The sequence below is a fragment of the Pseudoalteromonas sp. MQS005 genome (assembly GCF_001661605.1).
GTDB classification, from domain to species: domain Bacteria; phylum Pseudomonadota; class Gammaproteobacteria; order Enterobacterales; family Alteromonadaceae; genus Pseudoalteromonas; species Pseudoalteromonas tetraodonis.
The window spans coordinates 1-26,630 of sequence record NZ_LYRQ01000060.1; the positions used below are offsets into that span (position 1 = coordinate 1).

Genomic DNA, 26,630 nt, shown 5'->3' on the forward strand with positions numbered 1-26,630 from the left:
GTCAACACTTAATTTTAAACTTTATCAAAAATCTAAACTCAAGTTTTACTCGACTTTCTGAGCAGCTCCTGCTTCGCTATGCGTTAGCGTTCCCCGTCTCAGTGGGGTCGCATTATAGGGAGAATCGATTTTAACGCAAGCGTTTTTAAAGGCTTTTTTGCATTTAATTTTTACCCCAAAGATACCCCACCTAGACACACACGTTACCCACAAAACCCTGTGGATAACCCTGCATTTATCCTCTTTTTAAATGTAGAAAACAAAAAAGCATCTTTAGTTAGATGCTTTTATAAAGGTTCTAATTAGCCGTTAATATAAAATACTATAGAGCTTGCGGCGATATTTAGCGGCTAATGCATCGCCGTCAGGTAAAGAGGCGATTATTGCTAAGAAGTTTGGTTTGGCTTCATCATAGTTAAGATCCTTTTTAAGGATAGTAAAGAGTGCTTCTAATGCCTCTTCTTTCCTTCCCGCTTCATTTAAAAGGTTACTTAGCTGCATTTGCAAATCAAGTTCATTTGGATGTTTAGCGACTTTTTCTTGAAGTTCTTTTATCTGCGGTGAATCGGTTGCATCTAATGCGGCCTCACATTTTGCCTTAATATTATTAAAGTATGCATCTTGCTCTTGTACATCTATTGTTTCTATTAACGCAGCGGCTTCATCGAGTTTGTGGATTTGTATACATATATCTGCCAGTACTAATTTAATCCTCGCATTTCGACTATCAAGTTCATACGCTTGTTTGGCATAAGTAAACGCGGCATTTAAGTCGCTATTAATCAGTGCTTGCTTAGCCTGCTCTAATAATAAGTCTTGTTGAGCTGGTAAATGTTTAGATAATGCATCACGAACTTGGCTTTCTGTTTGAGCACCCGCTAATACATCAACTGGAGCTGAGTCTTTTAATAACACTAAAGTAGGTAAGGTTTGCAATCCAACTTGTTGGGCAAGTTGAGAGGCAAGTGCCTGCTCTGCATCGCAGTCTAAGTTTGCGACTACTATATAGTTGCTGTATTCAGCAGCTAACTTATCTAAAATAGCTGCTTGGCTAATACACTCTGGGCTTTGTGGAGAAAAAAAGTTAAGTAGTACTAACTTTTGTTGTGATGTTTCACCCAATACTTGCTGAAGGTTTTGTGCGTTAAGACTAACTATATTGCTCATTGAATTATTGCCATGTTCATCTATTTAGGTTTTTATATGGTGATGAAGATAATAATTACAAGTCATCTGTTTAAATCATTTAAATACAATAGAAGGTAGTGAGGGAAATATGAAATTAGCGTATGTAAGTGCATTGTGTTTATTAGTCAGCCCATTATTGAATGCGCAAGCACTTAAGTTGGATCTTGATACCAGCATGCCGGCAATAGAAAAACTTTACTTAGACCTACATCAATCACCTGAATTGTCATATAAGGAAAAGCATACAGGTAAAAAAATCGCTGAACGACTTCAGAAATTAGGGTTTGACGTAACCGATAATGTAGGTGGCTATGGTGTAGTCGGAATTTACAAAAATGGTCAAGGCCCTACCGTCATGATCAGAACTGATACTGATGGCCTGCCTATAACAGAGCAAACAGGCAAAACTTACGCATCAACTATTACCACAATTAATGATCAAGGTAGTGAAGTTGGCGTTATGCATGGCTGTGGTCATGATATTCATATGAGCTCTTTTATTGGTACTGCTGAGCAATTAATTACGCATAAAAATAAGTGGCAAGGTACTTTAATGATGGTTGCTCAACCCGCTGAAGAAGTAGGCGGTGGTGCAAAAGCAATGCTCAAGGAAGGATTATTTAACAAATACGCTAAACCAGATCATATTATTGCTTTGCATGTAAGCGCTAGCGTTGCTGCGGGTAAAGTGGCAATGAAAAATGAATACACCATGGCCAGTGTTGATTCTGTTGATATTAGTATAAAAGGCAAAGGTGGCCATGGTGCTTACCCGCATACAACTATCGACCCTGTGATCATCGCAGCTCGAACGATACTTGCACTACAAACAATTACTAGTCGTGAGCTTTCTCCACTTGAGCCTTCAGTGATAACGGTGGGTTCCATTCATGGTGGCTCTAAACACAATGTTATTTCTGATGAAGTTAAGTTACAACTTACGCTACGCAGCTACAATCCAGATATACGTAACGCACAAATAGCGGCAATTAAACGTATTACTGCAGGTATAGCACAAAGTGCAGGCCTTGAGGAATCTCTCTACCCTGTAGTGAAAGTTCATGAAGATGAATCAATTCCATCAACTTACAATAACCCAGTACAAACTAACCTTGTTCGAAACGCTATAAAAAGTGCGATAGGTGATGCAAACATGCTCGAAACAGAAGCGGTAATGGCCGGTGAAGATTTTGGATTATACGGGCGCACCGACGAAAATATTCCTATCACCTTATTTTGGCTAGGTGGCGTTAACCAACAGCAGTACGCCAAGGCAATAAAAAATAACGAAACACTGCCCTCGTTACATTCAAGTAAATTTGCGCCTGATTATAAAGTAGCACTGCCTACAGGAATAAAGGCAATGAGTAACGCCGCTATGGCACTATTCAATCAGTAACCTTCAACGCTATATGTAAGCCCTGCGATTAATTTACCGCAGGGCTTTTTTTATAACTCGACTTTTTATACGGCGCTTTTTTTGTACGTTTGGCAAAGCGCTTTTTAGGTGACGTTTTAGGTAACAGTGCAAATGCCTGACTATTGCAGTTCGCCGCTTGACTTACAAAATTAGTTAAATCGGCTAATAAAGGTTGTATAAACTGCTGATAACTCATTGCTTGCTGTGCAATATCACCTAAACTCGACTCCCATTTTGCAGTTAAGTCGGGGCTTGATAATCCCTCTGGTAATACACTAATTAATGCAAGACCTGTTTCAGTTGCTTTAATTGCTTTTCCCTCACGTTTTAAAAAGCGACGTTTAAATAACAGCTCAATAATGCCTGCACGCGTTGCTTCTGTACCGAGGCCATCTGTTTCTTTTAATATTTTTTTGATTTGCAGGTCTTTTACATAACGGCTAATTCCCGTCATAGCAGCAAGTAAGGTTGCATCGGTAAAATGAGCCGGAGGAGATGTATGCTTTTGCACCACTTCACCTTTAGTACAAGTAAGTGCCATGCCTTTTTCTAAATAAGGTAATGTAGCTTCTTCTTTAAGTTCCGACTTACCCATGAGCAATTTAAAACCTAAGCTTACATCTTGCTTTGCACTTGCTTTAAATAAACCACCGGCTATGGTTACCTCTACTTTACTTTCGTTGTAAATGTAGTCGGGATAAAACTGAATTAAATAGTGTCGACTTATTAACTGATAAATTTTTGCTTCATCATTGGCTAAACTCACACTTTTTAACTGTTTAGCTGTTGGCACAATGGCGTGATGAGCGGCCACTTTTGCATCATTAAAACATTTACTACGTTGTTTTGCATTTGCCTCATTTACCAGCTCTACTGACTGCCCACCATTTACGGCTATCGCTTTTAAAATAGCAGGTGCATCTTGGTGATGCTCTCTCGGTAAGTAACGGTTATCTGAGCGTGGGTAGGTAATTAATTTATGACGTTCATATAAAACTTGGCAAATATCGAGTACTTTTTGTGCTGGCATCCCAAAAGCTTTAGCAGCATCTATTTGTAAAGCAGATAAGTTATAAGGAAGCGGCGCGGCTTGTTTTTTTTGCTTTTGCTCAAGCGCTGTTACATTTGCGGGCTGATTAGCAATGCGTGAAGTCACATTTTCGGCTAAGGCTTTATTAAGTACTCTGCCCTCTTCATCTTGATATGGTTCGCACGCTTTACTCGGTATCCACTTAGCAGTAAATGATTGCTGCTCAGGTGTAACAAGATGAGCAAGTACTTCATAAAATGGTTTGGATACAAAATTTGCGATTTCATTATCACGATTTACAACTAAACCTAAAATAGGTGTTTGTACTCGCCCAACCGACAACACATTACCAAAGCCCGCTTTTTGCCCAGCTAGCGTATAAGCTCGCGTTAAATTCATACCAAACAACCAATCAGCACGAGACCGCGCTAAAGCAGATACACTTAAAGGGATAAAATCACGGTTAGCCCGCATAGAGTTGAGTGATTTTTTTACCGCAGTTAAGTTTAAATCACTAATCAATAAGCGTTGAATACTTTGCTTTTTGGTTTGACTAATTTTTGTTTGCTCGATTACTTCATCAACCAGTAGCTGACCCTCACGATCAGGATCGCCAGCATGTACGAGTGTTGTTGCCTGCTTAATTAATTTTTTTAAAATGGTAAGCTGCTTACGGGTTTTTGTTTTAGCTTTTAATTGCCAGTGTTCAGGCACAATAGGTAAATGCTCAAATTGCCATTTTTTAAAACGTTCGTCATAGTCATCAGGTTCTGCTTGCTCGAGCAAATGGCCTATGCACCAAGACACACAATCACCATTCGCCACTTCAATATAACCATCGTGTTTTTTATGAGGTTTTGGAAGCGCATCTGCAATAGCGCGTCCTAATGAAGGTTTTTCAGCAATATAAAGTTTCATAACCACACCCTAACACTGTTCATATAAACAGTAGTTTAGCATATCAGTTTAAAACTGGGGATATTTTTATAGTTTCTAACTTAAAGCTTTATTTCGCTTATTAACAAAAAGATATAAAAGAGGCAGGTAGCAGACAACAACAGTGGCAATATTTATTAAAGGCATAAATGTTTGATACATCACAGTGCTATAAGATAAATCCCAAAGGTGTCGGTCAACTAAGCGAAATAATTGAAGAATGGGTGCACCAATAACAATAAGCTGCCCAAGTACACATTGCCACAAATGCACTTTATCTTTAAGACCCCAATAAGCAATAAGTGCCATCCAAGTAATATCTGTTAATGCCCATACAAGGTAACGGTATATATAAATACCATCATCAAACGCCATTAAACTTGAGTAGGTCACAGTGCCAAATAAGAAAAAAGCGGCAGTAATAACAACGAACCTAAGAGCTAAATAATCTTTGAGGATAAAGAATATAAAAATAGCCGGACTCAAAATAAGAACCCAGCTTTTGCTTAATATACTTACAAAATACAAAAACCATTCAGGCAAACTAAATAACCTTACTTAACTTTTGTATCTTCATCAGTTCCATCGCCGTTACCAGGCATACTACAATACTTAGTCAACATATTCGCCCCATTACATTTGTTAAGAATGTTGCATTCTATGCTAAAAAAGGTACATAGCCAAGTCATTCTATCTTACATCAATTGGCGCTGACTCTTTTGCCTTGCCTTGTAAAATTGATATTTCTACACGGCGGTTACGTCTTCGATCTTCGCGGGAATCGTTCGGCACTAAGGGCCTAGTTTCTGCACGCCCTACCACCATCATTCTGGTTTTATCAAAACCTGGAACTTTTTGTAATTCACTCGCTACCGCAACTGCGCGTTTAGATGATAAATCCCAGTTATTAATGTAAAGCTCGTTGGAAACCTGAAAATCATCCGTATGACCAGACACCGTAATTTCACCGGGTACATCTTTAAGTAATCGGCCAATATCTTGAATGATAGGTTTAAATTGTGGTTGTAAAAATGCACTCCCCGATGGAAACGAGCCATTTTCTCTAATACGAATTATGATTTGCTGCCCTAAAGATTCAAGCTCAATAGCCCCATCAATAATTTGCTTTTCAAGCTGTTGCGCAATTTTTTTAACTAAGTCATTTATTTGCTCTTGATCAGCAGCAGACACTGCCGTAGCTGCAGCAACTTCCTCTGAGGTACTACTTGATTCACCACCTCGCTTTTCACCACGTTGCTCTTGACGTCCACCTGCGGAGCTTTCATCTCCCGCCTGAAACTCAAGCATTTGTTGGGTCATTTCAACCGTTTGTTGCTGAATGGTTTCTATAGGAGTTGGCTCAGGTTTACCCGGCGTAAACTCCATAGCAATAACAGATGTCCCTTTTGGAATGTCTTTTACTTCTATTTTATTTTGTACACCAAAAGCAAACTTCATTGAGCCTGCAATTTGTTTAAATTTAAGTACATCCATTTCAGAAAATGCGAGTAAAAGTACGAAAAAGCACATTAATAATGACATTAAATCGGCAAACGTTCCCATCCACGCAGGAAGTCCTGGAGGTGGGCATTTGCACTCTTCATCTGACATAATTATTCCTCAGTATTGACTGCGCGTTTTGATTCAGCTAGATAATTTTTCAAGATCCCTTCAATTACTTTAGGATTTTGCCCGTCTTGAATACCTAATACTGCATCTAAAATTAAGCGCTGATTCATGGCCTCTTCGTCTTTACGCAGTTCAAGTTTTACCTGAATAGGAATGGCTACAACGTTTGCTAAAAATGCACCGTATAATGTGGTTAACAACGCAACCGCCATTGCCGGTCCGATAGCTTTGGGGTCATCCATGTTCGAGAGCATAGCCACTAAGCCTATCAACGTACCGATCATCCCCATTGCAGGTGCAATATCACCTAATGATTTAAATAAGGTTGCCCCCATTTCATGGCGAGTGGTGGTTAACGAAATATCTTTTTGTAATGTTGCTCGTACCACATCAGCATCATGCCCATCTACTAGCATATCAACGCCTTTGCGCATAAAAGGATTTGGGATTTCGGCTTCTTCTAAGGCTAAAAACCCGCCTTTTCGAGCAGAGTCAGCTAATTCTACCGCTTTTTCGATTAATGCTTCAGGAGGCTCAATTTTAAACATGAACGCTTTTGCACATACTTTACCAATGCCAAGAAATTGCGACATGGTAAAATTAGATAAAACGATAAAAAGGGAACCACCGAATACAATAACCACAGAAGGGGTATTGTAAAACATAGCGACTTCACCGCTACTACTCATAAACATGGACATGACAATTAAGCCAATTGCGCCAAGGATCCCAATAATGGTTGCTAAATCCACATTCCCTCCAAAGGTTTTATATTTTTTCTTCGCAAGCGTTGTTATTAATTGTTTATCGGCAAGATACTGAAATACTTAAGTGATTTTTATGATAAACGGTAAAATTAAGATTAGTTATATTTTAGATCAACATAGGTAATCAATCTAATTAATCAAAATTAATAATTTTAAAAAATAACGTTGAAACGCAATAAAACCCAATCAACAGCATTTATCTATCAAAAAACAATATCATTCTTTGACCTAGTTTAGCATTCCCCCTAAAATTGGCGTCTAAATTTATTATGTAAGTTGAAAATAAAGATGGCGACTAAAAAACCTGAAAATTTAAGTTTCGAACAAGCACTAGAAGAACTAACAACAATTGTCAGTGAAATGGAACAAGGTGATTTATCGCTTGAACAGTCTTTAAAGCAATTTGAGCGCGGTATTGCACTTGCGAGCGCATCCTCAGGCAAACTTCAACAAGCTGAGCAAAAGGTGTCGATATTAATGGGTAATGACGAAAAAGCACCGCTTACTCAGTTTGATAACGATATGGAATAATCGTGAGCATAAAAGAACAAATAAAACTCGCTCAAGATGATGTAGCTAATACGCTCAACCTTTATTTTGAACAACCTCTTGAAAGCGACAATACTATAAAAGAAGCCACACATTACAGTGTAATGAATGGTGGTAAAAGACTGCGCCCGTTTTTAGTGTACACCACAGGTAAAATACTCGGTGCTGACAAGCGTGATTTAGATGTACTTGCCGCAGCCATTGAATGTATTCATAGTTATTCATTAGTGCATGACGACTTACCTGCTATGGATGATGATGATTTACGCCGTGGTCGCCCTACATGTCATATTGTATACGGTGAAGCACAAGCGATTTTAGCTGGAGATGCACTGCAAACTTTAGCATTTGAACTTATTGCTAAGCATACATTTAAATGTTCGACTGAAGCACAATTAAAAATGATCGCAGCACTAGCGCATGCATCAGGATTACAAGGTATGGTTGCCGGACAAGGCCGCGATATTGCAGCAACCGATAAGGTTATTACTGTTGATGAGTTAGAACGCATTCATAAACTTAAAACCGGTGCGCTAATAAATTGTGCGATCACTCTTGGCGCACTGTGCGCTCCTAATACAAGCCAACAAACTTTAGATAACTTATCAACTTTTGGATACGCTATAGGGCTTGCATTTCAAGTTCATGACGATATTTTAGATGTTGAGGGCGATACGCTTACTTTAGGCAAGCCACAAGGGTCAGATATTGCAGCGAATAAAGCGACATACCCCGCTTTATTAGGTATGCTAGGCGCTAAGCAAAAAGCACAAAATTTAATACAACAAGCCCATGAGGCATTAGCTAACATTGACGCAGACACAACAGATTTAGCGGCATTGGCTAACTATTTAATTGAACGTGACCATTAAATACAGCTAAAACGTATTAACTCTTAGTATAAAATTATTACTGAATATTAAGTCGCCTTTTAAACCTCGTTTGTTTTGAGGAGGGTTAATATTAGCGAAGGATATATAAAAAACCATGACACTTGATAGCAGCAAGTATCCATTACTTGATTTGGTGAACGAACCAGCCCACTTGCGAGACTTAGCACAAGATAAGCTTCCTGCATTTAGCCATGAATTGCGTGACTATTTACTCAATTCGGTATCGCAAAGTAGCGGTCATTTAGCGTCTGGTTTAGGAACCGTAGAACTTACCGTTGCACTACATTATGTATACAACACACCCGATGACCGCTTGGTCTGGGATGTGGGTCATCAAGCTTATCCGCATAAAATACTGACTGGCCGTCGTGATCAAATGCATACCATTCGCCAAAAAGACGGATTGCATCCTTTCCCTTTTAGAGATGAAAGTGAATACGACACCTTTAGTGTTGGCCATTCAAGTACCTCAATTTCTGCGGCGTTAGGTATGTCTATTGCTGCACAAAAAGAAGGCAAAGGGCGTAAAACAGTCGCGGTAATAGGCGATGGCGCAATTACTGCTGGTATGGCCTTTGAAGCAATGAACCACCTTGGCGATGTTAAATCAGACATGCTGATCATTTTGAACGATAACGAAATGTCGATATCTGAAAATGTCGGTGCGCTAACCAATCATTTTGCGCGTATTTTATCAGGTAGCTTTTATACCAACATCCGCGAAGGCAGTAAAAAGCTGCTCTCTGGTGTACCGCCGGTAAAAGAGCTTGCCAGCCGTATGGAAGAACACATTAAAGGGATGATGATCCCGGGTACTTTTTTTGAAGAATTAGGTCTAAATTACATTGGCCCAATTGATGGACATGATGTGAATATGTTGGTTGATACGCTGCGCAATATGCGTAACTTAAAAGGCCCACAGCTTTTACATATAAAAACCCAGAAAGGCAAAGGTTACAAGCCTGCCGAAGCCGATCCGATTGGTTATCATGGCGTACCAAAATTTGATCCTGCAACATCAAGCTTACCAAAATCTAAGCCAGGCGCGGCTACTTTCTCAAATGTGTTTGGTGATTGGCTTTGTGACATGGCCGAGCAAGACAGTAAGCTCATGGCAATCACGCCAGCTATGCGTGAAGGTTCAGGCATGGTACGTTTTTCTAAAGAGTATCCAGAACAATACTTTGACGTAGCAATAGCAGAACAACACGCTGTTACTCTTGCTGCAGGTTTTGCTTGTGAGGGCTTAAAGCCCGTTGTGGCTATCTATTCTAGCTTTTTACAACGCGCGTACGATCAACTAATTCACGACGTTGCACTGCAAAATCTACCGGTATTATTTGCTATAGACCGCGCCGGTATTGTTGGAGCCGATGGTGAAACCCATCAAGGCGCCTACGACTTAAGCTTTATGCGCTGTATACCTAATATGGTCATTATGGCCCCAAGTGATACTAACGAATGCCGTCATATGCTTTATACAGGCTATCAAGCTAATTGTCCTGTTGCTGTTCGTTACCCGCGTGGTAGTGCAGGCTCAGCAGACATTCAAAGCACTATGCAAAAGCTAGAAATTGGCAAAGCGAATGTAATTAAAAAAGGTACTAAAGTGGCTATATTGTCATTTGGTACCTTGCTTGAAAACGCACAACTTGCCACTGATGAGCTCAATGCCACTCTAGTAAACATGCGATTTATTAAGCCACTTGATACGGCATTAATTGATGAGCTGATTAATGATCACGATATTATTGTAACCCTTGAAGATAACGCGATTGCGGGCGGTGCAGGCTCTGCAGTTAATGAATATTTAGCGAGCATTAAAGCCGATGTAAAAGTGCTTAACTTAGGTATTCCTGATGAATTCATTAAACATGGCACACAACAGCAAATGCACGATGAAATGGGGTTAGGTGAACACGGTATTTTAACTTCAATTAAATCATTTATGAGCTAACACTTATCGTGTTTAATAAAAAAGGAGCCATTGGCTCCTTTTTTATTGCTCATCTATAACCTCTAGCGCATCCATACCTTAATATCGGCTAGACCATTGCTTTGTAACAAACCAATTTGCTGTTCAACATTGGGGTTTTGCTCAAACTCAAATGCATCTAATTGCTCGTCAAAGGTAATATTAGCGACGCCATCGCCGCCACGTTTTTTAACTTGATGTAATGCTATGTCAGCTAGATTAATTGATGTTTCCCAGCTAATAACTTGCCCACCTAAGAGAGGTAACGGATAGAACGACCACCCGACTGACGCTGTTATATTGGTTGTTTCACCGTTAGGAAGCTGAAACGAATAATCTGCAATTGCTTGGCATAATTCAGATACATAGCTGTCGATTAAATTACATTTAAAATCACGCAATAACAGTAAAAACTCATCACCACTCCAACGGGCAACATAATCAGAACCTTGTGTACGCGAGTTAAGTAATGCCGCTACTTGTTGTAAACAGCTGTCTCCAGCAATAGGGCCATAGGCATCGTTAATGCGGCTAAAGTTATCTAAATTAATAATTAACAACACCAACGATTTACCTTGAGCCTGCAATGACTGCGAGTTACGCTGAAAATGCTCAATATCTTTTGGTAGTTGATCAAACAAAAAACGGCGACTTCTCAGCCCTGTTAGCTCATCAGAGTGACTAACAAGTTTAAGCTGAGAGTTTACTTGGTTTAATTTATCGTTTGCTTGGCGAAGCTCAAGGGTTCGCTCAGTAATAAGCCCCTCAAGAACTTGCTGCTTACGTCGCTCTTGAACTTTAAATACCCAAAACACCAAATAAAAGAGCAACACAAAACCACTGGTGATCAGTAATCTAAAATATATAGTTTCACCAAATCGTTCAGGCACCACAAAAGCGTATTCGGCCGATTGCGCTTTGCCCCAATCTTCACCTTGACGTTTTGTCTCTAATTCAAATAAAAACATACCTGCTGGTAAGTTAGTGTAAATAGCTTCTCGGCGGGTATTTGCATAGCGCCAATCATTATCAAGTCCATTGAGTTTATACCTAAACTCTATACTTGCAGGTGCATAATAATCGATAGCGGTATAGGTAAGCGTTACATCACGCTCGTCAGTTTTAAGTACTGGCTTTTTACCTAACGCAGCCGCAGCAAGTTTTCGTGATGGCGTGGTTAAAGTTTCTATGGTTGGCTTTAGCGAGCGTAATCCAAATAATTCTACGTCTTTAGGAATTTCTACAACGCCTTGCAAGCTGGGATACCAAATTGAATTATCCATATCAACCACCGCATCATGGCCTAAACCATTACAGCATTGACTTGCTTTACCATCGAGCTGTCGATCAAATGAAGAGATCACTTCCTCCACTTTTAGGCTTTCAATGTTGGCTTTGAATTGCTCAACTGGCATGCGATAAACCCCTTTCATGGTGCTTACCCAAATGCGTTTTGTAGTATCATCGTACTCAAGACTAAATATAGAACCATATGGCAGCCCATTGGCGGCATCTAATTGCTGCCACTGCCCTTGTCCACTGCGATAAAACAAACCATCGTTAAGCGAGCCAATTAAAATCCCCACGCCTTTAATGTGTAAAATGCTAGTAACGTACGCACTTTCCAAAGTGGTTTGGTCGCCTATTTTTTCTATCCCGCGTTCAGTAAAGTAATACGCCCCTTTACTGGTACCAATCACCCCAAAATTTGGTTTATCTAAAACATAGGTTACAAACTTACTGCCTAAAAAAGCATTGTACGCAAAAGGGTTTAACCCGTTGTAATTTAAACGATATAAGCCTCGCCCAGTGCCCACCCAAAAGCCGCCTTTAGTCGACGTACTAATAGCAAATACAGGATTATCACTTAGCGCACGGGCAGGGAAACTATATAAGGTATTCGACTCGTAGAAAAACAAACCTCTACCAGTGGCAACATAAAGACGATTGCCGTCAAACTGTAAGTCATGTACTGAGGCGTTACCATACTTGGTACTGTTGATGACATTGATAAACGTTTTATCGGCATCGAAATAGCCTACGCCGCTTTTGTTGGCAATCCATAACTTACCATCTGGTGATTTACTAATGGCCATAACCGCTTCGGTCATTTTAGAAATGGCTGAATGGCGCTCTATTCGCCCTTCATGAGCAAGCCAAAGTCCCTCACTAAAACTCGCTAACCATATATTATTTTCATCATCTCTAAATATATCGGCAAACCAAATACTTTGATCTAATTGACTGGGCTCAACCCATTGCCAATCATCCGACTTCCCTCTGAACAATAAGCGCCCATAAGTCGATACCCACAAGCCACCATTGCCATCACTCATAAACTTATAAACGGCTGAGTTGTTAGCGTTAGGCAGCGGAAATGGGCGTAGCTCATCATCTAAATCTAAAAAGTAAGCGCCTAGCTCAGAAGCAAGATATAAATTGCCATTTAAAAAGGATAAGTCGTGAACAATTGTTTGTGCTAAACGATCAGGCAAGGCCACTTTAGCGGTAAGCTCTAAGCGCAATTTAGAAAAATCAGACGCGCTTTGCGTCAAGCGCAATAAATTACGATCGTTAACCAGCCAAATTCCCTCTGGTGAGAGCGCCATTTTACTGACTGACCCTACTATTTGGGTGATCGCAGTGGCATTTACGATAGGGCTCGGATTGTTTAGCTGGTCGCGCAGCTCTATCTGGCCTCTGTCTATGTAATAAAGCCCATTAGCTGCTATCCAAATACTGCCTTTAGAGTCTTCAAGAATATCTCTAACAGGGCCTTTAATATTAAACTCTTGTGCGGTTAGCTTTTCTGGGTCTATAACAACGAGGCCGTTTTTCGTGCCTATCCATAATAGTCCTTGGCCATCAATCAGTAATTTATTGATGCCATTGCTGGGTAAAAACAGACTATTTTGAGTGTTGTAATTAGTAAAAGTGTTACCATCAAATCGGCTTAATCCGAATTGCGTACCAAGCCACATGTAGCCTTGGTTATCTTGCACCACACTTTTGAGGGATTGTGAGGGAAGTCCGTCTTTAATGTTCCATTGTTTAACTACGTAATCAGTAATTGAAGCCGTACTTGGCATGGCACACATCAAGAGTACACAAACCAATAAAAATCGCATCATAGTGCTGCCACCTAGTTAAACAAATAATAAATTAAAAGGGTAGTAAACCTACTTTTATCAATGCTTGCAAACAAATAAGCGAAAAAATACCTGCAAGTACATCATCGGCCATAATACCAAACCCACCATGAGCACGTTTATCAAGTATACGAATCGGCCCTGGCTTTGCTATATCAAAAAAGCGAAATAGTAAAAAGCCCACTAATAATGTTTGCCAATTCAGTGCTGCACCAATCATCGTTATATAGTAACCAGCGACTTCATCCCAAACAATAGCTGGATGATCATGAACTTGAAGGTCATCAGCTGTTTTTCCACATGCCCAAATACCAAATATACTGATCACCACCGCAAATACAATTTGTAACCATAACGGAAAATGCATGGTAATAAAAATAAATGGTAACGCCGCTAAAGTACCAAATGTACCAGGGGCTTTAGGCGCAAGCCCTGTACCAAAACCCAAACCAAAAAATTGATGTGGGCGTTTTAAATTAAATAATCGGTTTTTATTCAAACCTGCTCCTTGGAAAAGTGCTCAAAGCCTTTGTGCTCAAAAACAAACTTTTCACCTTGGTGTAATAATTCTATATTCCCGTCACCACTTTTGATTTGGCCGATACAGGTTGCTTCTACACCGTATTGGCGCAACTTAATATCGAGCATACTCTTATTACTGTCTGGGACAGTGTAAAGTAGTTCATAGTCATCGCCATAGTTGAGTATAAAAGGAAGCTGTTGCTCAAAATCAAGACTCGCTTGCATCGCATCAGAAGTAGGTACATTTTCAATATTGATTGTTGCACTGACCTGTGACAAATCCAAAATGTGCCCTAAATCAGCAAGTAAACCGTCTGAAATATCAATAGCTGATGACGCTAAGCCACGCAAAGCTTGTCCGGCGGCCACGCGTGGCGTTGGAAAGTTTAAACATTTATTAATATGCTTTAAATGTTCAGGTGCAACTGGCAAACCTTGTTTTTTTGACTCAATAGCCAAACCAGCATCACCTAGCGGTCCGGTTACAAAAATCCAGTCGCCCACTTTTGCGCCACTTCGACGCAGTGCTTTACCTTCAGGAACCGTGCCTTTTGCACAAATAGTAATACTGAGTGGGCCTTGAGTCGTATCGCCACCAATAATTTGTACATTAAAGTACTCAGCAATTTCATGCATGCCGTCAGTCAGCTCTGCAATCCATTGTGGATCGATACTTGGCAACGTGAGTGCAACCGATACCCATGTAGGCTCTGCACCCATGGCAGCTAAATCACTTAAATTTACTGCCAGAGCTCGATGCCCTAATGCGCGAGGAGAGATATCATGAAAAAAATGCACCCCAGCAACTAAGGTATCTGTTGTTACAGCAAGCTGACAGTTTGCTGGTACTGTGACAAGCGCACAGTCATCTCCAATCCCTAAATTAACATCGCGACGAGTGATACCGCGACCTTTAAAGTAGTGATTAATTAATTCAAATTCCTTCATACACAAAAAAGCCGGCCTATGCCGGCTCTCCTTTTTAACGGTTATTTATAACAACTCACTGAATTAATATGCAGCTTAAGTTGTTATGACTTACGTAACTGTTTTACAGCTTTATCAAGTACACCGTTTACAAATTTATGGCTATCTTCAGCGCCAAACATTTTCGCTAATTCAATGCTTTCATTGATAGCCACTTTGTAAGGAACATCTTCACGAAATTTAAGCTCGTAGCTGCTTAAACGTAAGATTGCACGTTCAACTTCGTCTAATTCATCAAATGGACGAGTTAAATGAGGCGATACAGCTTCGTCTAGTTGCTTATGATTTACGGCAACTCCACGCGCTAAATCTTTAAAATATTCAACATCAATTTTAGTCACATCGTTTTCGATCAACATTTGTTGTTCGATATCGGCAATTGCATTGCCGCTTAATTGCCATGAATACACGGCTTGAAGTGCTAAGATACGTGCTTTACGTCTTGCTGCTGGTTTCACAAAAATTCCTTAAACTTAAATTTTATCTAACACATTAACCATTTCAAGCGCACCTAAAGCAGCTTCGCCGCCTTTGTTACCCATTTTGGTACCTGCGCGCTCAATTGCTTGCTCAATGCTTTCAGTGGTTAATACGCCAAATGCAACCGGGATATCATACTCAAGCGATACTTGTGCAAGCCCTTTATTTGACTCGCCAGCGACGAGATCAAAGTGAGGCGTGCCCCCTCTGATCACTACACCTAAGGCGATAATTGCATCATATTCTTTTTTTGCTGCAACGCGTTTCGCTGCTAAAGGTAATTCAACCGCACCGGGTACGTAAATCACGGTAATATCGTCTTCTGATACTCCACCAGTACGTTTTAGCTCATCAACAGCACCTGCAAGCAAGCTACTACCAATAAAGTCATTAAAACGAGAAATGACAATGGCAAACTTTTTGCCTGGAGCGTATTTATTACCTTCAATAATTTTCATTTGATAACCCTAAAAATAAGTTTAAGCGATTTCGGTTGCGCAAAAATTGATGCGCATTATACCACATAAATAAAATAATAACCTAGCGCGTAATTATTGTGGCTCTACGTAGTCAACCACTTCTAAATGGAACCCTGATAATGCATGGTATTTTTTAGGTAAACTCATCAAACGCATTTTTTGAATACCTAAATCAGCCAGAATTTGCGAACCCACACCTACGGTGCGCGAAGTACCTTGAAATTTACGTGGCGTCACATTTTCACCCGCATCAGCTGCGGCAAACGCTTTTACTGTGGCTTCTAACTCTTCAGTGCTTTCTTGCTTACCTAAAATAACTAAGGCGCCATTATGCTCAGCAATATAAGCCATTGCTTGTGATAAGCCCCAACTACGGTCAGCGTTGCGATCAGAGAGTAAAATATCGTTAAAGGTACTTTGTAAATGCACACGTACTAAGGTCGGTTCTTGTTGCTTTATTTCACCTTTAAGCAATGCATAGTGTAACTGCCCATCAATGGTGTCTTTGTAAGTCACTAAGTCAAACTCACCATGTTCAGTTGGCAATTTACATTTTGCAACTTGCTCAATTGTGGTTTCGTTTAGGTTACGGTACTCGATTAAATCAGCAATGGTGCCAATTTTAATATCATGTTGCTTAGCAAATACTTCTAAATCAGGACGACGCGCCATGGTGCCATCTTCATTTAGGATTTCTACAATCACTGATGAAGGCTCAAGCCCTGCTAAACGCGCTAAGTCACACCCCGCTTCTGTATGCCCGGCACGTGTTAACACGCCGCCTGGTTGCGCCATAATAGGAAAAATATGACCTGGTTGTACAATATCGCTTGGCACAGCGCCTTTCGCGATGGCAGCTTGAACAGTGCGGGCACGATCCGCTGCAGAAATACCTGTGGTAACCCCTTTTGATGCTTCAATCGACATAGTGAAATTAGTTGAGAATGCGGCACCATTATTTTTTACCATTAATGGTAAATCAAGCTGCGAGCAACGCTCTTGAGTCATGGTTAAACAAATTAGTCCACGGCCATGAGTCGCCATAAAGTTAATGGCTTCTGCACTAATGTGTTCAGCAGCAATAATTAAATCGCCTTCATTTTCTCTGTCTTCATCATCCATTAAAATAACCATTTTACCGGCTTTAATGTCATCAATTATTTCTTGTGCGCTGTTTAAATTCATAAGTTGCTCGTATAAGTTGTCAATGTCGTTATTTTATAAAGCCCGCTTTAGCGAGTAAGCTCATCGAAATATCTGAACCCGTAGGTTGCTCAGCCCCTCTGACTAGGCGCTCTAAATAACGTGCTATTTGGTCGACCTCTAAATTCACTTTGGTACCGACTTGAAAATCAGCTATGGTCGTTTGCCCGCTGGTGTGGGGCACAATCGTCAGTTTAAATTTATTACCTTCAACTGCATTAACCGTCAAGCTAATACCATCAATACAAACCGACCCTTTGTAAGGAATGTATTTCATTAAATTTTCATCGGTGGCTAACCAATATTCTGTTGCTCGCGCATTGGCATTAATTGCTGTGATAGTGGCAATGCCATCTACATGGCCAGACACTAAATGACCACCGAGGCGCGAAACAGGTTGCATCGCCTTTTCTAAATTAACGGTTTGCCCTAATGCGTAATGTGCAAACCCTGTTAAGCTAATCGTTTCATTTGATAAGTCTGCACTAAAGCCATCAATATGCTTATCAACAACCGTCAGGCATACACCATTGGTTGCAATACTGTCACCTAACTTAACATCACTCATATCAAGGTTTTTACTTTGGATACGAATAGCTAAATCACCTTGTTTTTTTTGTAATAACGCAATTTTACCTGTCGCTTCAACTATTCCAGTAAACATAGTGCTACTCTTTATATAAAATGATTAATGAGCTTTTTTTAGTGCTGTGATACGTAAATCATCACCAATTGGCACACACTCATTAAAAGTTAAATTAATGGTATTTTGCATACTCATTAACTCTGGGAAATTCAGTAAACTTTTAGCATCGCTGCCCATTAATTTAGGAGCAATGTAAAAAACAAACTCATCAATTAAATCAAGTTCTGTCATTTTACCGGCCAGTGTTGCTCCGGCCTCTAGCCACACATTATTAAACTGCAATTGGGCAAGCGTGTTTAACACGGCCAGTAAATCTACTTTATTATTATTTTCAGGTACTTCAATCTGTTTAACAAAATGAGGCCACTGATGCGATTTATCAACCTTGGTGGTAAATATTATCACCTCACTTTGAATTGAAAATAAGGCAAGATCAGGGGTAAGTCTATTTTGTGAGTCAATAACAACGCGAACCGGTTGGCGCAGTGGTAAATCAGTTGGTAAAGAATACGGTAACTCTTCTGGGCGCACATTTAATTTTGCATCATCCATTAATACCGTATCGGCACCGGTTAAAATTGCACAGCTTTGTGCTCGGTATAGTTGCACATCTTGGCGTGCTGCGGGGCCAGTTATCCATTTACTTTGGCCGTTTTTAAGCGCCGTTTTACCATCTATACTGGCGGCCATTTTGCAAGTCACAAAGGGTAACCCCTGCTCCATGCGCTTAAAAAACCCAAAGTTTAATGCGCGAGCTTGCGCTTCAAGTAATCCGTGAGCAACTTCTATACCAGCATCCGCTAAAATTTTCAGACCTTTGCCTGCAACTTGCGGGTTGCTGTCAACCATTGCGGCAATCACTTTTTTAACACCGGCTGCTTTTAGCCCTTCAGCACATGGCGGTGTTCGACCATAATGACTGCAAGGCTCAAGTGTTACATAAGCGGTTGCGCCTTTGGCATTTTCACCAGCCATAGCCAGTGCGTTTACCTCTGCATGACCTTGCCCCGCTAACTGATGAAACCCTTCACCTATTATTTTATTATTTTTTACGAGTACGCAGCCAACATTAGGATTAGGGGTTGTCGTAAAGCGCCCTTTTTTTGCCAGTTCAATAGCGCGAGCCATGTAGCGTTTATCATCCTCTGAAAACGAACTTTGCATGGTCATTACTACTCTCCTAAGCGGGCTATTTCTTCACCAAATTCGCGTATATCTTCAAACGAGCGATACACAGAGGCAAATCTTACATAGGCCACTTTATCTAACTTTTTAAGCGCTTCCATAATGCACTCACCCACCAAATGGCTAGACACCTCGCGTTCGCCAGTGGCACGTAACTGCGACTTAATAATATTAACCACTTCATCAACTTGCTCAGTGCTTACGGGGCGTTTTTCGAGGGCGCGAGTTAAGCCATTTAGTAACTTATCTTCATTAAACGGTTCGCGGCTGCCATCTTGCTTGATGACCCGTGGCATCACTAATTCAGCCCCTTCAAAGGTGGTAAATCGTTCGTGGCATTCATTACATTCACGACGTCTACGTACTTGGTGTCCCCCGCCGACAAGGCGAGAATCAATAACTTTAGTATCTTTGGCGGTGCAAAATGGGCAATGCATAACTGTGTGTTTCCGTTTTAAAAACAAAAAATGGCCGCTATTATAGCGGCCATTATCATAACAAAAATGTGTGCAGTTGTGATCTAAATTACTATTTTACTCTTGGATTAAGCGTAAACAGGTAATTTTGCACAAATTGCTTTCACTTTTTCTTTTACTTGCGCTTGTACTGACTCATCTTCGATGTTGTCTAGTACGTCACAGATCCAGCCCGCTAACTCTTTTGACTCTGCTTCTTTAAAGCCACGACGAGTGATTGCTGGTGAACCAATACGCAAACCAGAAGTAACAAATGGTGAACGAGGATCGTTCGGTACCGAGTTTTTGTTAACCGTGATATTCGCATTACCTAGGGCAGCATCTGCATCTTTACCTGTGATATCTTTATCGATTAAATCAAGTAAGAATAAGTGGTTGTCAGTTTTACCCGATACTACTTTGTAGCCGCGCTCTTGTAATACCGCAACCATTGCTTGTGCATTTTTAACAACTTGTGCTTGGTATGTTTTAAACTCAGGTTGAAGTGCTTCTTTAAATGCAACCGCTTTAGCAGCAATAACATGACATAAAGGACCACCTTGGCCACCTGGGAAAACAGCGCTGTTTAGCTTTTTGTAGATTTCTTCATCGCCACACGCAGAGATGATTAAACCACCGCGAGGACCCGCTAATGTTTTGTGTGTTGTGGTTGTTACAACGTGAGCAAATGGTACTGGGCTTGGGTAAACACCTGCAGCAATTAAACCTGCAACGTGCGCCATATCAACAAATAAGTAAGCACCTACTTTGTCTGCAATTTCACGGAACTTAGCCCAATCAACAATACCTGAGTAAGCAGAAAAACCAGCAATGATCATTTTTGGTTTGTGCTCAAGTGCTAACGCTTCAACTTGTGCGTAATCAATTTCGCCAGTTTCTTCGTTAAGGCCATACTGAATTGCGTTGTATGTTTTACCTGAGAAGTTAACGTGTGAGCCGTGTGTTAAATGACCACCGTGCGCTAGGCTCATGCCTAATACAGTATCAAGTGGGTTTAAAAGAGCTTGGAAAACAGCGGCATTCGCTTGTGAACCGGCATGAGGCTGTACGTTTGCGTAATCTGTACCAAATAATTCATTTGCGCGGTCAATAGCAAGTTGCTCAACCACGTCTACGTGCTCACAGCCACCGTAGTAACGTTTGCCCGGGTAACCTTCAGCGTATTTGTTAGTCAGCTGAGAACCCTGCGCTTCAAGTACGCGTGGGCTACAGTAGTTTTCAGATGCAATTAACTCAATATGCTCTTCCTGACGTGATGTTTCTTTGCTCATCGCGTCAAATAACTCTGGATCAAAGTCCGAAATATTCATGCTACGTTCTAACATTGGGGTCTCCTGGGCAACGTGTATGGGTATTTTTTAGAGGCTTTATTGTACGCTTAAAACGACGTTTTGCCTACGCTCTTAAGTTGAGGATATTTAAACAGGGATTGAAACTATTTCACAGCATTTTGATGATGATATTTTTTTATAAACTAATAACAATTTTAAATGAATTCTATTTACTACATTTATATAGCTTATGCCTTATGTCTAAAGCGATGCATAAACAAACAAAAAAAGCGGCCTAAGCCGCTTTTATTATCTGCCTTTTTTAGGCAAGCTTTTTAAACAACTCTGTACGCAAAATATCATAATCGTTGTGCATATCAGTGGCTAAACACGGTTTTGCTAATGCATCAGCTAACGGCTTTGGCATATCTAATTCAACATTAAGGATATCCTCAACGCTGTCTTTAAATTTGGCCGGATGCGCAGTCGCTAAAAAAATCCCCGCAGCATCTGCTGCCTTATTTTCTACAAGACCTTGGTAAGCAATTGCGGTGTGAGGCTCTGCAATATAGCCAAGCTGTTGAATTTTTTTCATCACTGTTTGTGTTTGCTGTTCATCAACACTCACCGAATAAAAGTTATCATAACTAAACCAGTTATTATCTAACATTGATTGCACACGTGGCCAGTTATTAGGTTTACTCACATCCATTGCATTTGAAAGCGATTCAATTGTCGCATTAGGCGTCCAATTTTTATCAAGCATAAAGCGCGGTACTGTGTCGTTTTGGTTTGTAGTCGCGCTTAGTTTACCTACAGGCATACCAATAACCGCGCCAATCATAGCCGCACACACATTACCAAAGTTACCACTGGGTACTGAAATATGCGCTGTAGCACGCTTTTCTTTTGGCAGCTGTGCAATGGCTTCAAAGTAATAACATACCTGCGCGACTAAACGGCTAATGTTAATTGAATTTGCTGAGTTTAAACCTAACTTCGATTTTAGCTCTTCATCTAAAAATGATTTTTTAACCAACTCTTGGCAATCATCAAAACTACCCTCAATCGCATAACAATGAATGTTGTCACCAAGCGTTGTAAATAACTTTTGCTGCGCTAATGAAATTTTACCTTTAGGGTATAAAATAACGACATCAATATTTGGTTTGTTATAAAAAGCATGCGCTACGGCAGCCCCAGTATCACCCGATGTTGCAGTTAAAATAGTGACTTTTTCACCTTGATTAAATTGCGCCAAGCACTCGGCCATAAAACGGCCACCAAAATCTTTAAATGCCAGTGTTGGGCCGTGAAATAACTCTAAGCAATAGGTATTATCTTCAACTTCCACCAGCTTAACCGGAAAGTTAAACGCATTCTTAACCATCTGGGCAACAGTATCACTTGGTAGCTCGTCACCAATAAGGTGCGATAAAATTTTGCCGCTGCGAGTAACAAAGTCCATATCTAGTAATGCATCAACATCACTTAATGGCGCTAACGACTCTGGAAAAAACACACCTTGATTACGCCCTAGTCCTGTTTTTACAGCTTCAACAAACGACACTTTTTGTGAATATTCTTTTAAATTATGTAATTGCATGACTCTTTATCCTATAAAACATTTAATTGACGCGTGCCGTCGTTATCTAATTTACAAATATGGCAAAAGCCTTGTTCGTTGATGTAATTTTCCTCTAGCCACTGCGCGCATTGCTCTGCCGCTTCAAGCGTTTTACATACACTAAACAAGGTCGGCCCTGCGCCTGAAATACTCACAACTTCAGCACCCAGTGCTGGTAAGCTTGCTTTGGCATCACTAAAGCCGCTTATAAGTGGCGCACGGTATGGCTCTGCTATTTCGTCTTTCATAATGCTTAATGCATCATCAAAACGCCCTGTTAACAGTAAGCTACTAAACGCCGATAAACGCTGAGCAAACTCAACCCCGGCATGCATACTTAGCTCTTTTGGTAAAACAGAGCGCGCTTTTGCGGTATTGAGCGAAAAACCCGGAAATGCGGCAACGTAATACCAGCTTTCATCAACAGGTAAAGCAATAGATTTATCAGGAATTAAATCACCGGTTAACTGTAAGCCACCTAAATAACACGGTGTGATGTTATCGTAATGGCGCCCCCCACTTACAACGGCTTCAAAATCTGCCATAAGCTCAATGAGCTCTACTTGGCTTAAATTAGTTTTGGCAAATTTATCCAGTGCTGCAAATGTCGCCACTACAGAGCAAGCACTTGAGCCTAATCCCGAACCAATCGGCAAATTTTTCCTAAGTTCGAGCTTTACCGCCGGCATATCAGGCGCAACATGCGCTCTAAAGTGCACTAAACACTGATATGCTAAATTTTCTTGCGCATCACTAGGTAACTTATGTGCGTAGTCGCCAGTACAAATAAATTCATCACTCGATGCGGCACTAACAACCGCCACATCACCTAATAAACCGCCATCAATGGGCGCAAGTGCGGCGCCCAGCGCATCAAAGCCAACGGCAAAATTACCAATAGACGCCGGAGCATATACTTCAATCATGACTGACTCCTAGCGAGATAATGTTTTTAATATGTCTGCAAATACACCCGCAGCCGTTACTGCAGAGCCAGCCCCATAACCACGAATTACAAACGGACGCGGTTGGTAGTATTGGCTTAAAATAGCCAGCGCATTTTCACCATCACGAATAACATTCAATGCATGTGATGAATCCACCGCTTCGATTCCGACCTTACAGTGACCATTTTTAATTGTGCCTACATAGCGAAGCACTTTACCTTCACTTGCTGCACTTTGAACACGGTCGTTAAAACCAGCATCTAAGCTAGGTAATTTCGCCATAAACTGCTCAACATTGTCACCTTGGGCAAAACCTGTCGGTAAAACCGACTCCACTTCAATATCGCTAAGCTCTAATTTCATACCGGCTTCGCGTGCAATGATCAGTAATTTACGTGCTACGTCAGTTCCCGATAAGTCATCGCGCGGATCGGGCTCTGTAAACCCGCTTTCTTTGGCTTTAATTGTTGCTTCAGAAAGTGATAGACCATCTTCTAGTGCACCAAACATGTATGAAAGCGAGCCTGATAAAATACCACTAAACTCAAGTAACTCATCACCTGCACCAAACAACGATTGCAAGTTATCAATTACAGGTAAACCTGCACCTACGTTAGTTTCGTATAAAAACTTACGATTATTTTTATGTGTTGCTGCAATTAAATCTTGGTAATACGTATATGAACTCGTGGTGGCTTTTTTATTGGCAGCCACGACATGAAAACCTGCATTTAAAAAATCTACATATTGTGCAGCCAAGGCATCTGATGAAGTACAGTCAACTAGCACTGGATTAACTAAATGATTTTGCTTAACAAACTGCTCGACCAGTTTTAAATCAAACGCTTGCTCTGACTGCGCCAGTTTTTGCTGCCAATCATCAAACGCAATCCCCTCACCATCAAGGTGTAATTGACGAGAGTTGGCAACACCGTATAGGTTTAATTTAATATTACGCTTTTCAAGCCATGCTTGTTGACGCTCAAGTTGGTTAATTAGCTCTTGGCCGACTAAGCCACAGCCCAATAAAAACACATCAATTGAAGGAACATGAGTAAAGAAGTTTTCATGGCAAATTTTAACCGCGTCATTACATAATTCACCGTCAATAACGGCTGAAATAGCACTTTCTGTTGAATCTTGCGCTATGGCAACAATGTTTACTTGCGCTTGTGCAAGCGATGCAAAAAACTTAGCCGCTAACCCCTTATGGGCACGCATGTTATCACCAACTAACGTTACTATTGCTAAATTACGTTGCACATTTACCGGCTCAATGAGCCCCGCTTTTGACTCTAAGTCAAAGGCTACTTGCAACGCACTTAACGCTAGATTTAAATCGCTTTCATGCACACAAAAGCTAATACTAAATTCACATGATGATTGAGTGATCAGGACGATTGACACGTTATCATGCGCTAATGCATTAAATACTTTCGATGCCATGCCTACTTTGCCCTTCATACCAGGGCCTGAAACGGTCAACATAGCTAAGTTTTGTAGGCTTGAGAGTGCTTTTACTGGTTCATCAGATACCGTATCGTTACTAATTAGTGAGCCTTGCGCATCTGGGTTATGAGTGTTTTTAATTTCGCATGGCACTCCAGCTTTTGCACACGGTAGGATAGTTTTAGGGTGCAACACTTTAGCGCCAAAATAAGAAAGCTCCATCGCCTCTTTGTAAGATAGGAAATCAACCTTAGTGGCTTTTTTGATATAACGCGGATCGGCGCTGTATACACCATCAACGTCAGTCCATATTTGGCACACTTGCGCCTCTAAACACGCCGCAGCAATCGCCGCCGAGTAGTCAGACCCATTACGACCAAGCGTTGTGAGCTCCCCTTCATCATTACTTGCAGTAAAACCAGGCATAATGTAAACCGTCGCAGGGGATTCTTTTAACACAGCTTGAAAACGTGCCTTACTGGCCACTAAATCCGCTTCTGCGTCTATGTATCCGCCGGTTGAAACAATACAATCTGTTGCTTGTAAATAATGCGCGTTATGATCGGCTAATAGACTTTGCATTAGCGATACGCTAACACGCTCACCAAAACTAATAATGAATGCTCTGACCTGATCAGGGCAGCACTTTATCAGTGCAATACCATCAAGCTTATTTTTAAGTTCGTTAAAATCAGGCCAGTTTTGAACTGCTCCTTGCTTTTCCTCTACCGCTGCTTTAAGCATGTTGCATCGGCTAGCCAGTGAATGCCATTGTTCGCTAAAGTCATGCCCCTGCTCTGCAGTACTAGCTAAATTAACTAACGAGTCAGTCATGCCACCTGGGGCTGACAGTACTAGTAACATTTCATCTTTTAATTGTGCCTTAGCGAGTGCAGCAACTTGCTCTAAACAGGCAAAATCAGCGAGCGATGAGCCGCCAAATTTTAATACGCGCATTTTTTATGTTTCCTCATTCCATAAAACGAAAAAAGGCCTGTGTTCTAAGTGAACACAGGCCTTTAAATTTGTTGCACCGACCTATGCCACTATCCAGTAAGAATGGTGGTTGTAATAATAATGGTCGTTACAAGACTAAATGTTTTCATAAGCTTAAGACTGCCTTAACACAGGCTATTCTGTCAACCCTAAATTAGCAGATAAAACAGTCTTTTTCATCATGAAATTTATTAATAAATGCCAAACTTATGCAAAATTGTACTCAGTTGTGTTTTATTAATTGGCTTATGAATAAAATCGATTGCGCCTAGTTGCGCGACACGTGCTTGCATTTTTTGTTGGATATCAGCAGAGATCACTAATACATAAGACTCTATTTTAGAAATTTTGATTTGCTCAAGTACTTCAATACCATCAACTTCAGGCATGGTTAAATCAAGACACAGGAGATCGAAATGCCTTTGACGCAATTGCTCCAATGCCTCTTTACCGTTAGTTGCTTGCTGAATATCGGCATCAATACATTCTTTTAAACAGCGCATTACCTGTTTGCGAGCAACGGTGGAATCATCACAGACTAAAATAGAAAAACGCATCATAATGACTCATTAATTAAACTCATACAAAACACCTAAACCCACTGTAAAATTAGTTGGTTGCCCAATCCGCAACAGTCAAAATTATAACCAAATTAGCAACGAGCAGATTATTTATTGTAACTTTTATTAACGTTATCAATAAAATGCTTAATTGCACAATACAAATTAGTAAATTAACTATTTCCAAGTAAAAAACAGCCTATCCAAACAAACGGTACTCAAATAGAAACCCAATGCATATAGAACAGAATGATTGCTTATTTAAC

Annotated in this window: 23 protein-coding genes; 4 read left to right on the forward strand and 19 right to left on the reverse strand. The window is 40.6% G+C overall.

Annotation, left to right across the window (positions count from 1 at the left end; all coding sequences use genetic code 11):
* Positions 1-309 precede the first annotated feature (309 nt).
* Positions 310-1,167: a tetratricopeptide repeat protein gene (locus tag A9479_RS16770; protein WP_064664068.1), complete on the reverse strand. Its 858-nt coding sequence runs from the start codon at positions 1,165-1,167 to the stop codon at positions 310-312.
* Positions 1,168-1,276: 109 nt separating this feature from the next.
* Between A9479_RS16770 and A9479_RS16775 the strand changes: the two genes are divergently transcribed.
* A complete protein-coding gene (locus A9479_RS16775; protein WP_064664069.1) occupies positions 1,277-2,587 on the forward strand; it encodes a M20 family metallopeptidase in 1,311 nt (436 codons plus the stop codon).
* A gap of 28 nt (positions 2,588-2,615) precedes the next feature.
* On the opposite strand, the gene A9479_RS16780 is transcribed toward A9479_RS16775, so the two are convergent.
* From A9479_RS16780 to pomA, 4 genes are all read right to left on the reverse strand, one after another.
* Positions 2,616-4,556, reverse strand: a complete 1,941-nt coding sequence (locus A9479_RS16780; protein ID WP_064664070.1) for a DNA topoisomerase III — start codon at positions 4,554-4,556, stop codon at positions 2,616-2,618.
* 75 nt (positions 4,557-4,631) lie between these two features.
* On the reverse strand, positions 4,632-5,117 hold the full coding sequence (locus tag A9479_RS16785; RefSeq protein ID WP_013464238.1) for a hypothetical protein: 486 nt from the start codon (positions 5,115-5,117) through the stop codon (positions 4,632-4,634).
* Positions 5,118-5,264: 147 nt separating this feature from the next.
* Positions 5,265-6,185, reverse strand: coding sequence for a flagellar motor protein MotB (locus A9479_RS16790; RefSeq protein WP_028834921.1), 921 nt, complete (start codon positions 6,183-6,185; stop codon positions 5,265-5,267).
* A gap of 2 nt (positions 6,186-6,187) precedes the next feature.
* Positions 6,188-6,955 carry a flagellar motor protein PomA gene (gene pomA, locus A9479_RS16795; protein WP_016900636.1) on the reverse strand — a complete coding sequence of 256 codons (768 nt, stop codon included), beginning with the start codon at positions 6,953-6,955 and terminating at the stop codon, positions 6,188-6,190.
* 303 nt (positions 6,956-7,258) lie between these two features.
* Here pomA and xseB point away from each other — a divergent pair, with 303 nt between their 5' ends.
* The 3 genes from xseB to dxs all read left to right on the forward strand — a co-directional run bounded on the left by xseB (position 7,259) and on the right by dxs (position 10,369).
* Positions 7,259-7,501 (forward strand): exodeoxyribonuclease VII small subunit, encoded by a 243-nt coding sequence (xseB, locus tag A9479_RS16800; RefSeq protein ID WP_008110204.1) that lies wholly within the window; start codon positions 7,259-7,261, stop codon positions 7,499-7,501.
* Between the two features lie 2 nt (positions 7,502-7,503).
* Positions 7,504-8,391, forward strand: coding sequence for a (2E,6E)-farnesyl diphosphate synthase (gene ispA, locus A9479_RS16805; RefSeq protein WP_013464235.1), 888 nt, complete (start codon positions 7,504-7,506; stop codon positions 8,389-8,391).
* 115 nt (positions 8,392-8,506) lie between these two features.
* The gene (gene dxs / locus A9479_RS16810; RefSeq protein ID WP_028834922.1) at positions 8,507-10,369 is read left to right on the forward strand and encodes a 1-deoxy-D-xylulose-5-phosphate synthase; all 1,863 of its coding nucleotides are present in this window, start codon (positions 8,507-8,509) and stop codon (positions 10,367-10,369) included.
* Between the two features lie 62 nt (positions 10,370-10,431).
* Here the strand turns inward: dxs and A9479_RS16815 are convergent, their stop codons facing one another.
* The 14 genes from A9479_RS16815 to A9479_RS16880 form a co-directional block, all read right to left on the reverse strand.
* The gene (locus A9479_RS16815) at positions 10,432-13,518 is read right to left on the reverse strand and encodes a ligand-binding sensor domain-containing diguanylate cyclase (RefSeq protein WP_064664071.1); all 3,087 of its coding nucleotides are present in this window, start codon (positions 13,516-13,518) and stop codon (positions 10,432-10,434) included.
* Between the two features lie 31 nt (positions 13,519-13,549).
* Entirely contained in the window at positions 13,550-14,035 is a 486-nt protein-coding gene (locus A9479_RS16820; protein ID WP_008110211.1) for a phosphatidylglycerophosphatase A, read from the reverse strand.
* On the reverse strand, positions 14,032-15,006 hold the full coding sequence (gene thiL / locus A9479_RS16825; protein WP_008110214.1) for a thiamine-phosphate kinase: 975 nt from the start codon (positions 15,004-15,006) through the stop codon (positions 14,032-14,034). Before thiL ends, A9479_RS16820 begins: the two co-directional genes overlap by 4 nt.
* An 83-nt stretch (positions 15,007-15,089) precedes the next feature.
* A complete protein-coding gene (gene nusB / locus A9479_RS16830; RefSeq protein WP_008110215.1) occupies positions 15,090-15,503 on the reverse strand; it encodes a transcription antitermination factor NusB in 414 nt (137 codons plus the stop codon).
* Between the two features lie 15 nt (positions 15,504-15,518).
* The gene (gene ribE, locus A9479_RS16835) at positions 15,519-15,983 is read right to left on the reverse strand and encodes a 6,7-dimethyl-8-ribityllumazine synthase (RefSeq protein ID WP_008110216.1); all 465 of its coding nucleotides are present in this window, start codon (positions 15,981-15,983) and stop codon (positions 15,519-15,521) included.
* A gap of 93 nt (positions 15,984-16,076) precedes the next feature.
* Complete coding sequence (gene ribBA, locus A9479_RS16840) at positions 16,077-17,189, reverse strand: bifunctional 3,4-dihydroxy-2-butanone-4-phosphate synthase/GTP cyclohydrolase II (protein WP_013464232.1); 1,113 nt, start codon at positions 17,187-17,189, stop codon at positions 16,077-16,079.
* A gap of 28 nt (positions 17,190-17,217) precedes the next feature.
* Positions 17,218-17,871 (reverse strand): riboflavin synthase, encoded by a 654-nt coding sequence (locus tag A9479_RS16845; RefSeq protein ID WP_008110218.1) that lies wholly within the window; start codon positions 17,869-17,871, stop codon positions 17,218-17,220.
* A gap of 24 nt (positions 17,872-17,895) precedes the next feature.
* Positions 17,896-19,023: a bifunctional diaminohydroxyphosphoribosylaminopyrimidine deaminase/5-amino-6-(5-phosphoribosylamino)uracil reductase RibD gene (gene ribD / locus A9479_RS16850; RefSeq protein ID WP_064664072.1), complete on the reverse strand. Its 1,128-nt coding sequence runs from the start codon at positions 19,021-19,023 to the stop codon at positions 17,896-17,898.
* Positions 19,024-19,025: 2 nt separating this feature from the next.
* Positions 19,026-19,475 carry a transcriptional regulator NrdR gene (nrdR, locus tag A9479_RS16855; protein ID WP_010390928.1) on the reverse strand — a complete coding sequence of 150 codons (450 nt, stop codon included), beginning with the start codon at positions 19,473-19,475 and terminating at the stop codon, positions 19,026-19,028.
* 107 nt (positions 19,476-19,582) lie between these two features.
* Positions 19,583-20,839, reverse strand: coding sequence for a serine hydroxymethyltransferase (gene glyA, locus A9479_RS16860; protein ID WP_028834925.1), 1,257 nt, complete (start codon positions 20,837-20,839; stop codon positions 19,583-19,585).
* A 268-nt stretch (positions 20,840-21,107) separates the two neighbouring features.
* A complete protein-coding gene (gene thrC / locus A9479_RS16865; protein WP_064664073.1) occupies positions 21,108-22,391 on the reverse strand; it encodes a threonine synthase in 1,284 nt (427 codons plus the stop codon).
* 11 nt (positions 22,392-22,402) lie between these two features.
* Positions 22,403-23,338: a homoserine kinase gene (gene thrB / locus A9479_RS16870; RefSeq protein WP_013464227.1), complete on the reverse strand. Its 936-nt coding sequence runs from the start codon at positions 23,336-23,338 to the stop codon at positions 22,403-22,405.
* 9 nt (positions 23,339-23,347) lie between these two features.
* A complete protein-coding gene (gene thrA / locus A9479_RS16875) occupies positions 23,348-25,765 on the reverse strand; it encodes a bifunctional aspartate kinase/homoserine dehydrogenase I (protein ID WP_064664074.1) in 2,418 nt (805 codons plus the stop codon).
* Positions 25,766-25,995: 230 nt separating this feature from the next.
* Complete coding sequence (locus tag A9479_RS16880; protein WP_064664075.1) at positions 25,996-26,364, reverse strand: response regulator; 369 nt, start codon at positions 26,362-26,364, stop codon at positions 25,996-25,998.
* Positions 26,365-26,630: the final 266 nt, after the last annotated feature.